This window comes from Pseudomonas sp. B33.4 (genome assembly GCF_034555375.1).
In the GTDB taxonomy this organism is placed as follows: Bacteria; Pseudomonadota; Gammaproteobacteria; order Pseudomonadales; family Pseudomonadaceae; genus Aquipseudomonas.
Genome location: NZ_CP140706.1, coordinates 102,658 through 112,500, shown reverse-complemented (window position 1 = coordinate 112,500; position 9,843 = coordinate 102,658). Strand labels below are relative to the sequence as shown.

Annotated in this window: 11 protein-coding genes (1 of these 11 only partly in view); 9 read left to right on the top strand and 2 right to left on the bottom strand. The window is 58.5% G+C overall.

Annotation, left to right across the window (positions count from 1 at the left end; genetic code table 11):
• Both U6037_RS00570 and U6037_RS00565 read right to left on the bottom strand, forming a co-directional pair.
• Window positions 1-644, bottom strand: the 5' portion of a protein-coding gene (locus U6037_RS00570; RefSeq protein WP_322845453.1) for a CaiB/BaiF CoA-transferase family protein. Its footprint begins 577 nt before the window's first position; 644 of the gene's 1,221 nt are visible here — the first part of the coding sequence; it begins with the start codon at window positions 642-644; the stop codon falls past the left edge of the window.
• Window positions 645-657: 13 nt separating this feature from the next.
• Entirely contained in the window at window positions 658-1,839 is a 1,182-nt protein-coding gene (locus tag U6037_RS00565) for an acyl-CoA dehydrogenase (RefSeq protein WP_007953903.1), read from the bottom strand.
• A gap of 158 nt (window positions 1,840-1,997) precedes the next feature.
• Here U6037_RS00565 and U6037_RS00560 point away from each other — a divergent pair, with 158 nt between their 5' ends.
• The 9 genes from U6037_RS00560 (at window position 1,998) to U6037_RS00520 (ending at window position 9,812) form a co-directional block, all read left to right on the top strand.
• Window positions 1,998-2,897: a LysR family transcriptional regulator gene (locus U6037_RS00560; RefSeq protein ID WP_322845452.1), complete on the top strand. Its 900-nt coding sequence runs from the start codon at window positions 1,998-2,000 to the stop codon at window positions 2,895-2,897.
• 434 nt (window positions 2,898-3,331) lie between these two features.
• The gene (locus tag U6037_RS00555) at window positions 3,332-4,453 is read left to right on the top strand and encodes a Re/Si-specific NAD(P)(+) transhydrogenase subunit alpha (protein ID WP_322845451.1); all 1,122 of its coding nucleotides are present in this window, start codon (window positions 3,332-3,334) and stop codon (window positions 4,451-4,453) included.
• Window positions 4,454-4,468: 15 nt separating this feature from the next.
• Complete coding sequence (locus tag U6037_RS00550; protein ID WP_003187417.1) at window positions 4,469-4,789, top strand: NAD(P) transhydrogenase subunit alpha; 321 nt, start codon at window positions 4,469-4,471, stop codon at window positions 4,787-4,789.
• The gene (locus U6037_RS00545; RefSeq protein WP_016985542.1) at window positions 4,789-6,222 is read left to right on the top strand and encodes an NAD(P)(+) transhydrogenase (Re/Si-specific) subunit beta; all 1,434 of its coding nucleotides are present in this window, start codon (window positions 4,789-4,791) and stop codon (window positions 6,220-6,222) included. Before U6037_RS00550 ends, U6037_RS00545 begins: the two co-directional genes overlap by 1 nt.
• A 214-nt stretch (window positions 6,223-6,436) precedes the next feature.
• Entirely contained in the window at window positions 6,437-7,930 is a 1,494-nt protein-coding gene (locus tag U6037_RS00540; protein ID WP_134178487.1) for an acetyl-CoA hydrolase/transferase family protein, read from the top strand.
• 321 nt (window positions 7,931-8,251) lie between these two features.
• The gene (locus tag U6037_RS00535) at window positions 8,252-8,467 is read left to right on the top strand and encodes a DUF1127 domain-containing protein (protein ID WP_007911656.1); all 216 of its coding nucleotides are present in this window, start codon (window positions 8,252-8,254) and stop codon (window positions 8,465-8,467) included.
• Between the two features lie 257 nt (window positions 8,468-8,724).
• Window positions 8,725-8,934, top strand: a complete 210-nt coding sequence (locus U6037_RS00530) for a DUF1127 domain-containing protein (protein WP_322845450.1) — start codon at window positions 8,725-8,727, stop codon at window positions 8,932-8,934.
• Window positions 8,935-9,068: 134 nt separating this feature from the next.
• Window positions 9,069-9,386 (top strand): DUF2388 domain-containing protein, encoded by a 318-nt coding sequence (locus U6037_RS00525; protein WP_074689737.1) that lies wholly within the window; start codon window positions 9,069-9,071, stop codon window positions 9,384-9,386.
• A 108-nt stretch (window positions 9,387-9,494) separates the two neighbouring features.
• Window positions 9,495-9,812, top strand: coding sequence for a DUF2388 domain-containing protein (locus tag U6037_RS00520; protein ID WP_322845449.1), 318 nt, complete (start codon window positions 9,495-9,497; stop codon window positions 9,810-9,812).
• The last annotated feature ends 31 nt before the right edge of the window (window positions 9,813-9,843 follow it).

The window sequence follows — 9,843 nt, the reverse complement described above, 5'->3', positions numbered from 1 at the left end:
ACCTGAACATCCAGCAGCGCCATATCGATGTGCTGGCCACCGCCATCGTGATCGCGGTGAGCCAGCGCCGCCAGAATCGCCACCGTCGAATACAGACCGGTAAGAATATCCGTCAACGCCACACCCACCTTCACCGGCCCGGCCCCCTCATCACCCTCAGGCCGACCAGTCAGGCTCATCAGCCCGCCCAACCCCTGGATCATGAAGTCATAACCGGCGCGCTTGGCGTAAGGCCCCGTCTGGCCGAACCCGGTAATCGAGCAATAGATCAAGTTCGGATTCATCGCCTTCAGCGATTCATAGTCCAGCCCATAAGCCGCCAGACCACCGACCTTGAAGTTCTCGATGAGAATGTCCGACTTCGCCGCCAGCTCGCGCACCAGCTTCTGCCCCTCGGGGCGAGTGAAATCGATGGTCACCGACTGCTTGTTGCGGTTGGCCGACAGGTAATAGGCCGCTTCTGACGTATTCTCGCCATAAGCGTCTTTAAGGAAGGGTGGCCCCCAGGCGCGAGTGTCATCGCCATTACCAGGGCGCTCGACCTTGATCACCTCGGCGCCAAGGTCGGCGAGGATCTGCCCGGCCCACGGCCCGGCCAATACTCGCGATAAATCCAGTACCCGCAGATGCGACAGCGCGCCCATGGTCGCTCTCCTATTAATAGAACGCCTGCAGACCGGTTTGCGCACGCCCAAGGATCAGCGCGTGGACGTCGTGAGTGCCTTCATAGGTATTCACCACTTCCAGGTTAACCAGGTGACGCGCCACGCCGAACTCGTCGGAGATACCGTTACCACCCAACATGTCGCGCGCCATACGAGCGATATCCAGCGACTTGCCGCACGAGTTGCGCTTCATGATCGAGGTGATTTCGACCGCCGCAGTACCTTCGTCCTTCATACGGCCCAGACGCAGGCAGCCCTGAAGGGCCAACGTGATCTCGGTCTGCATGTCAGCCAGTTTCTTCTGGATCAACTGAGTAGCGGCCAATGGGCGACCGAACTGCTGACGATCCAGCGTGTATTGGCGAGCGGTGTGCCAGCAGAACTCGGCAGCGCCCAGTGCGCCCCAGGAGATGCCGTAACGTGCAGAGTTCAGGCAGGTGAACGGGCCTTTCAAACCACGCACGTCAGGGAAGATGTTCTCTTCCGGTACGAACACATTATCCATGACGATCTCACCGGTGATCGACGCACGCAGACCAACCTTGCCGTGAATCGCCGGGGCGCTCAGGCCTTTCCAGCCTTTTTCCAACACGAAGCCACGAATGTCGCCGGCATCGTCTTTGGCCCAGACCACAAACACATCAGCGATCGGGCTGTTGGTGATCCACATCTTCGCGCCGGTCAGGCTGTAGCCGCCGTCGACCTTACGTGCACGAGTGATCATCGCACCCGGGTCGGAACCGTGGTTGGGTTCGGTCAGGCCGAAGCAGCCGATCCACTCGCCGGAAGCCAGTTTCGGCAGGTATTTCTGCTTCTGTGCTTCGGTGCCGAATTCGTTGATCGGCACCATTACCAGCGACGACTGCACGCTCATCATCGAGCGGTAGCCGGAATCGACCCGCTCGACTTCACGGGCAATCAGACCATAGCTGACATAGTTGAGGCCACTGCCACCGTACTGCTCAGGAATCGTCGCACCCAACAGGCCGACTTCGCCCATCTCGCGGAAGATCGCCGGGTCAGTCTTCTCATGACGGAAAGCTTCGAGGACACGCGGTGCGAGGCTCTGTTGAGCAAACTGCTCGGCGGTGTCGCGGATCATGCGCTCTTCTTCGGTGAGCTGTTGATCCAGCAGCAGGGGATCGATCCAGTTGAAGCTAGCTTTACCGCCCATGAGTGTGTCCTCGCAAATCGGCTGAATTAACGTGGCATTGATCGTAGGCGCGGTTCGCCGTCGCGACAAACGAGGATTTCGCATTCTGTTGTGCTAATTTCTCATTCCGAAACGTCGCGAAATGCCTTTTATGCGGCGCATTAGTGAGGTTGACGTACATGCGCAGGAAGATCCCCAGTACAACCGCCCTGATCAGCTTCGAAGCTGCCGCTCGCCACGAGAGCTTTACCCGGGCCGCTGAAGAACTTTCCCTCACTCAAGGCGCCATTTGCCGACAGATCGCCAGCCTTGAAGAGTTCCTCAGTGTGGAACTGTTCCGACGCTCGCGACGCGGGGTAAAACTGACCGAGGCGGGACTTTCCTACAGTCGCCGTGTCGCCACGCAACTGGATGCAGTCGAACGCGACACCTTGTCGGTGATGGGCCAGCAAGGCACCAACGTGATCGAACTGGCGGTGGTGCCGACCTTCGGCACGCAATGGCTGCTACCGCGGCTCAAGGATTTCCAGCTCAAACACCCGGAAGTCACGGTCAACCTGACCAACCGCACCCGGCCCTTTCTGTTTGCCGATACCGAATTCGATGCCGCGATCTACTTTGGCGATGCCGACTGGTCGGGTACCGAATCCCACAGGCTGATGGGCGAAAATCCGATGCCGGTGTGCAGCCCCGCCCTACTCGGTAACAAGACACATCTGACAGCCGAGGCAATCGCCGAGCTACCGTTGTTGCAGCAGACCACCCGCCCTTATGCCTGGCGTCAATGGTTCAACTCACAACACCTGAACATCCCCCGCGACATGACAGGCCCGCGCTACGAGCTATTCTCCATGCTCGCCCAAGCCGCCATGCACGACATGGGCATCGCGCTGATTCCACCGTTCTTGATTCAGCGTGAATTGGCAGAGAAGCGCCTGGTGATTGCCAACCCGCAGGCACTCTCCAGCATCAAGGCCTATTACCTGATGATTCCCGAACGAAAGGTCGAATCAGCGTCATTAAAGGCTTTTCGTGACTGGCTGGTAATCCAGGCGCAGAGCTACAGCCTAGAAGGATAAAGGCTTACAGCAATTGCTAACCCGGTAGTCAGGAAAATAAAAGCCCTACAGATATAAGTATTTGTCGCAATTGCACAGACTGTATCCGAAAGTCGTACAGACGTCCCACAAGCGCCTGACGACGTGGCTTTGAGCCTTCATCGGCGACGCATTGATGCCTATTCACGTCACCGATGAGAAATTTTTCCATAATCGGCCAGAATCCTTACAAGGCACGGCCTGCAAGGGATTCAGCTGGCCATCTGCGACATTCGGTCACGGCATGACTTGTAGTTAATTTTCCGTCACCCGTCATAATCCCTTGAAGGGCATAAAGTTCGCCTGCAAAATGCCGCGCCCCGCCCTGATTTGGCGGGATCGTGCTGATCGGCCGCCCCAGTCGCACCATCCGTAGTGCATGGGTTTACTCAATAAGATCACGCAGGAGATTTGACGTGCACATTGGTGTTCCTCTCGAAACCCAGACCGGTGAAACAAGGGTTGCTGCAACCCCGGAAACCATTAAAAAGCTGATCAGCCAAGGTCATAAGGTCACAGTGCAAACCGGCGCCGGCGTAAAAGCCAGTGTGGTCGACAGTGCCTATGAAGCGGCAGGCGCAACCATTGGCAGTGCCAATGACGCGTTTGGCGCCGAGCTGATTCTCAAAGTGGTCGCCCCGAGCGATACCGAACTGGCGCTGATCAAGCGCGGTACGGTGCTGGTCGGCATGCTCAACCCGTTCAACAACGAAACGATCGCGAAGATGGCCGAGTGCGGCATTACCGCGTTCGCCCTCGAAGCGGCGCCGCGCACCTCGCGCGCGCAGAGTCTCGATGTGTTGTCGTCGCAGGCGAACATTGCCGGCTATAAGGCTGTGTTGCTGGCCGCTCACCACTATCCGCGCTTCATGCCGATGCTGATGACGGCAGCGGGCACCGTGAAAGCGGCGCGCGTGCTGATTCTTGGCGCCGGCGTTGCCGGGTTACAGGCGATTGCCACGGCGAAACGTCTGGGTGCGGTGATCGAAGCGTCTGACGTGCGTCCGGCAGTAAAAGAGCAGATCGAATCCCTCGGCGCCAAGTTCGTCGACGTGCCTTACGAGACCGATGAAGAGCGTGAATGCGCCGTTGGTGTCGGCGGTTACGCCCGGCCTATGCCGGCGAGCTGGATGCAGCGGCAGGCACAGGCCGTGCACGAGCGCGCCAAGCAGGCTGACATCGTCATCACTACTGCGCTGATTCCGGGCCGCAAGGCACCGACGCTGTTGAGCGCGGACACCGTGGCGCAGATGAAACCGGGCTCGGTGGTCATCGACCTCGCCGCGGCTCAGGGTGGAAACTGCCCGCTGACCGTGGCTGATCAAGTCGTGATCGAGAATGGCGTGACCATTTGCGGCCCGACCAATCTGGCCGGTGAAGTCGCTGCAGACGCCTCGGCACTGTACGCCCGCAACCTGCTGGACTTCCTCAAGCTGGTCTTCACCAAAGAAGGCCAGTTCGACGTCAACCTCGAAGACGACATCGTCGCCGCGTGCCTGATGTGCCGCGACGGCCAAGTCATCCGCAAAAACGCCTAAGCAGGGATTCAGACGATGGAAGAGCTTATTTCCCCCGGTATCTACAACCTGATCATCTTCGTGCTGGCGATTTATGTCGGTTACCACGTGGTCTGGAACGTTACACCTGCGCTGCACACGCCATTGATGGCAGTGACCAACGCCATTTCGGCGATCGTGATCGTCGGCGCCATGCTGGCGGCCGCACTGACCGTCACGCCGCTGGGCAAAACCATGGGCACCCTCGCCGTGGCATTGGCTGCGGTCAACGTGTTCGGTGGCTTCCTGGTCACCCGCCGCATGCTTGAGATGTTCAAGAAGAAAGCCCCGAAAGTAAAAGAAGAGGCGCCGAAGTAATGAGCATGAATCTCGTCACGACGCTCTACCTGATCGCGTCGATCTGCTTTATCCAGGCCCTCAAAGGCCTGTCGCACCCGACCACTTCGCGGCGCGGCAACCTGTTCGGCATGCTCGGCATGGCGCTAGCCATCCTGACCACCGTCGGCCTCATCTATAAGCTCGGGGCTGAGCTCGCCACTGCCGGTATCGGTTACGTCATCGTTGGTCTGCTGGTCGGTGGCACGGCCGGTTCGATCATGGCCAAGCGCGTTGAAATGACCAAGATGCCGGAACTGGTCGCCTTCATGCACAGCATGATCGGCCTCGCAGCAGTGTTCATCGCTATCGCTGCGGTGGTTGAGCCGCAATCGCTGGGCATCGTCAAACAACTGGGCGACTCGATCCCGACGGGCAACCGTCTGGAGCTGTTCCTTGGTGCCGCTATCGGTGCAATCACCTTCTCTGGTTCGGTAATCGCCTTCGGCAAGCTGTCGGGCAAGTACAAGTTCCGTCTGTTCCAGGGCGCACCGGTACAGTTCGCCGGTCAGCACAAACTGAACGCTGTGCTGGGGCTGGCGACGCTGGCACTCGGCCTGACCTTCATGTTCACCGGCAACCTCACCGCGTTCGCGCTGATGCTGGCGCTGGCGTTCGTGATGGGCGTGCTGATCATTATCCCGATCGGCGGCGCGGACATGCCGGTGGTGGTGTCGATGCTCAACAGCTATTCCGGCTGGGCGGCGGCCGGTATTGGCTTCTCACTGAACAACTCGATGCTGATCATTGCCGGCTCCCTGGTGGGTTCGAGCGGTGCAATCCTCTCGTACATCATGTGCAAGGCGATGAACCGTTCCTTCTTTAATGTACTGCTCGGCGGTTTCGGCAACACGGCCGATGCAGGCCCTGCCGGTGCGAAAGAAGCCCGTCCGGTTAAATCCGGTTCGGCTGACGACGCGACCTTCCTGCTGACCAACGCCGACACCGTGATCATCGTCCCGGGTTATGGCTTGGCGGTCGCGCGTGCACAACATGCGCTGAAAGAGCTGACCGAGAAGCTGACCCACCGAGGCGTGACCGTGAAGTACGCGATCCACCCGGTGGCCGGCCGTATGCCGGGGCACATGAACGTTCTGCTCGCCGAGGCCGAAGTGCCTTACGACCAAGTGTTCGAGATGGAAGACATCAACTCCGAGTTCGGCCAGGCCGACGTGGTGCTGGTGCTCGGTGCGAACGACGTGGTCAACCCGGCCGCGAAGAACGATCCGAAGTCGCCGATTGCCGGCATGCCGATTCTCGAAGCGTTCAAGGCCAAGACCATCATCGTCAACAAGCGCTCGATGGCCAGCGGCTACGCCGGTCTGGACAACGAACTGTTCTACCTGGACAAGACCATGATGGTTTTCGGCGACGCGAAGAAAGTCATCGAAGACATGGTCAAAGCGGTCGAGTAATCCACCGTTGCAATACCAAACGCCCCGACCTGTCGGGGCGTTTTTGTTTGCGCAAACGGTCGGACAATATGCCGCGTTGTTGCAGATCCAGTAACGGTGTTTTACTTGAAACCCGCTGAATAGACGCCTCGTTTGCGACCTTGGTAGCGGGACAGGCGCCCGTCAAATTCACTAGACTGCGCATCCTGCTACTCGCTTCCCGAGATAATAATCCATGTACCGTGACCGTATTCGCCTGCCTTCGTTGTTGGATAAAGTGATGAGCGCCGCCGACGCAGCCGCTCTGATTGAGGACGGGATGACCGTCGGCATGAGCGGTTTCACCCGTGCCGGCGAAGCCAAAGCCGTCCCTCACGCACTGGCCGAGCGGGCCAAGGTCACGCCGCTGAAGATCAGCCTGATGACTGGCGCCAGCCTGGGCAACGACCTCGACAAGCAATTGACCGAAGCCGGCGTATTGTCGCGACGCATGCCATTCCAGGTCGACAGCACCCTGCGCAAGGCGATCAACGCCGGCCAAGTGATGTTCATCGACCAGCATCTGTCGGAAACCGTCGAGCAACTGCGCAACCAGCAACTGAAGCTGCCGGACATCGCGGTCATCGAAGCCGTGGCCATCACCGAGCAGGGCCACATCGTGCCGACCACTTCGGTGGGCAACTCGGCGAGCTTCGCGATTTTCGCCAAACAGGTGATCGTCGAGATCAACCTGGCGCACAACGCCAACCTCGAAGGCCTGCATGACATCTATATCCCGACGTATCGCCCGACGCGCACGCCGATCCCGCTGGTAAAAGTTGACGACCGCATCGGTAGCACGGCGATTCCGATACCGCCGGAGAAGATTGTCGCCATCGTCATCACCCAGCAGGCGGATTCGCCGTCCACCGTGTCGTCGCCGGACGTCGACACCAACGCCATCGCCGATCACCTGATCACCTTCTTCAAGCAGGAAGTCGACGCCGGGCGCATGACCAACAAGCTCGGCCCGTTGCAGGCCGGCATCGGCAACATTGCCAACGCGGTGATGTGCGGCCTGATTGATTCGCCGTTCGAAGACCTGACCATGTACTCCGAAGTGCTGCAGGATTCGACCTTCGACCTGATCGATGCCGGCAAGCTGAGCTTCGCTTCGGGCAGCTCGATCACCCTGTCGGAGCGCCGCAACAGCGACGTGTTCGGTAACCTGGAGAAGTACAAGGACAAACTGGTACTGCGTCCGCAGGAGATCTCCAACCACCCGGAAGTGGTCCGTCGCTTGGGCATCATCGGCATCAACACGGCGCTGGAGTTCGACATCTACGGCAACGTCAATTCCACCCACGTTTGCGGTACGCGGATGATGAATGGCATCGGCGGTTCCGGCGACTTCGCGCGCAACGCGCATCTGGCGGTGTTTGTGACCAAGTCGATCGCCAAGGGTGGCGCGATTTCCAGCGTAGTACCGATGGTCAGCCACGTTGACCACACCGAGCACGACGTCGACATTCTGGTGACCGAAGTGGGTCTGGCCGATTTACGCGGCCTGGCGCCACGGGAGCGTGCGCGGGTCATCATCGATAACTGCGTGCACCCGGACTTCCGTCAGGCACTGAACGATTACTTCACGGCGGCCTGTGCAATCGGTGGTCATACCCCGCACATCCTGCGGGAAGCCTTGAGCTGGCACATGAATCTGGAAGAAACCGGGCGCATGCTCGCGGTCTGATTCACACAGATAAACCGCCGACGCAACCACAGTTTGCGTCGGCGGACTTTCGCAAGCCTCCAACCTGACAAAAACTGTACTTCTGTACTGGTCATTTCCTACAGACTTTGCCTACCTTTCCAAGTGAATCGAGCATAAATGCACCACTTGAGTGCGGACAAGTACAGTTTGCTCAATTTTGACCCATACACCCGCTATAAACAGTTAACTGGTCACTCACAATACAGTTGAACTGTATCTAGAGAGACTTGGCAAACGAGAGGATCATGGGCACCAGTCAAACCACTACCTGATCCCGCCACAAGCGGAAGGATGTCAACCATGGAACGTACACTCAGTTCCGAACTGTTCTTCGAAGACAAAGCTGTAAACACCCAGGCTTCCCTGCCTCTGCGCGTTATCGCCAACCTGATGTTGTGGCAGCGCCGCATCTCCAGCCGCCACCAATTGGCCCGTCTGGATTCGCGTCTGCTGGCTGACGCCGGTATCAGCGAAGCACAACGCTACGAAGAGCTGAGCAAGCCGTTCTGGCGCTAAGTAGCGTCGCTGGCTCTGGTCGTTAGACCCACCGCCAGCAACCCGAATTGAACAAACAAAACCCGTCGTGGGAAACCACGACGGGTTTTGTCGTTTTCGGGCCGGAAAAATGCCGGTACACCTGCCGATATCGATAACAGGTACAGTTTTAAATAATCAACATCTGAACCAGTACAATTTCATTCGAGTGTATCTGCATCTTTGTCCGCGACAGGCTCAACATGACCTTCCGCCTTCACCGGTAAACGGAATACGCCATGAATGACTTACAGGATGTTTCAGAAATTTTAAGCTTACCGGCTTCTCGCCCCAACGCTCTGCAACGCTTGTTTCACAGCCTCTGGGGCAGCCTGGAGCGCGCCAGAACGCGGCGCCTGCTATCTCAACTCGATAATCGTGATCTCGCTGATCTTGGTCTCAGCCACGCCGACCGCGTGAACGAACTGGATAAACCCTTCTGGCGCTAGCACTCTGCCCACTGTGCGAAAGTCGCCCGTCGGCCTAATATCCACGCAGAACGTGGCGAATGCTGTGTCACTGGCGTCTGACTCCTCAGATACCGAGCCACCTCTCAATACGGTTTATCCACAGGAGTTACACCATGTCCCGTCTTCGTCTGCTCAGTGCCGCCGCCATGCTGGCCGTGGCTGCCAACGCCAGCGCCACCAGCTTTATCGTCACCACCGACGCCGTTGTCGGTGCACTGAAGTCCTCGTCCGACGCGACTTCCGACGTCACCTCGTCCTTCCGTGACGACAAAATCGTTCTGGCTGCCCGTGACGACGCCGCCAGCTTCGTCGCCAGCGAAGGCGAGATCCGTGGGGTGAAACTGGAAAGCGCGCTGGATCATATCCGTCACCAGGCGCCACAACTGAATGCGACCGACGCACAGCTGGCCCAAGCCATACTGACGATCTAAGCGAGTCCAGGCATTGCGGGACACGCGCAACGTGTCCCGATGTTTCGGCGCTGGCTCTGGCCCGGGCATTGCGCTAGCCTTTGGGCTCAGCAAAAATTACCGAGTCCGATGCGCTTTCTTTCAAATCTACTGATCCCCTCTGTATTGTTCAGCACCTGCTGGGCGACGCCAGTCAATGCCTTTGATGCCTTCAATGCGTCGACACAAGGCACCGTCGTCAGTGGTTACGCCACCAGCATGGTGTCTTCCGCACCTTTCGACCGTAAACTAGTGCTCGCGGCCCGCGATGATGCGGCTGCGTTTGTTGCCAGTGACGGTGAATGGCGAGGTGCCCGTCTGGAATCCGCGCTGCATTACTTGCGCAAAACCCGGCCGAAACTTCATGTCAGTGACCTTGAACTGGCAGAGGCAATTCTCGTCCAATAGTTATCCTGTTCCCCCGTTATCCTTGCCCCTC

Excerpts from the sequence above, each read along its gene's own strand:
- U6037_RS00565 (WP_007953903.1), bottom strand. The coding sequence starts at position 1,839 with ATGGGCGGTAAAGCTAGCTTCAACTGGATCGATCCCCTGCTGCTGGAT.
- U6037_RS00560 (WP_322845452.1), top strand. The coding sequence starts at position 1,998 with ATGCGCAGGAAGATCCCCAGTACAACCGCCCTGATCAGCTTCGAAGCT.
- U6037_RS00550 (WP_003187417.1), top strand. The coding sequence starts at position 4,469 with ATGGAAGAGCTTATTTCCCCCGGTATCTACAACCTGATCATCTTCGTG.
- U6037_RS00545 (WP_016985542.1), top strand. The coding sequence starts at position 4,789 with ATGAGCATGAATCTCGTCACGACGCTCTACCTGATCGCGTCGATCTGC.
- U6037_RS00540 (WP_134178487.1), top strand. The coding sequence starts at position 6,437 with ATGTACCGTGACCGTATTCGCCTGCCTTCGTTGTTGGATAAAGTGATG.
- U6037_RS00535 (WP_007911656.1), top strand. The coding sequence starts at position 8,252 with ATGGAACGTACACTCAGTTCCGAACTGTTCTTCGAAGACAAAGCTGTA.
- U6037_RS00530 (WP_322845450.1), top strand. The coding sequence starts at position 8,725 with ATGAATGACTTACAGGATGTTTCAGAAATTTTAAGCTTACCGGCTTCT.
- U6037_RS00525 (WP_074689737.1), top strand. The coding sequence starts at position 9,069 with ATGTCCCGTCTTCGTCTGCTCAGTGCCGCCGCCATGCTGGCCGTGGCT.
- U6037_RS00520 (WP_322845449.1), top strand. The coding sequence starts at position 9,495 with ATGCGCTTTCTTTCAAATCTACTGATCCCCTCTGTATTGTTCAGCACC.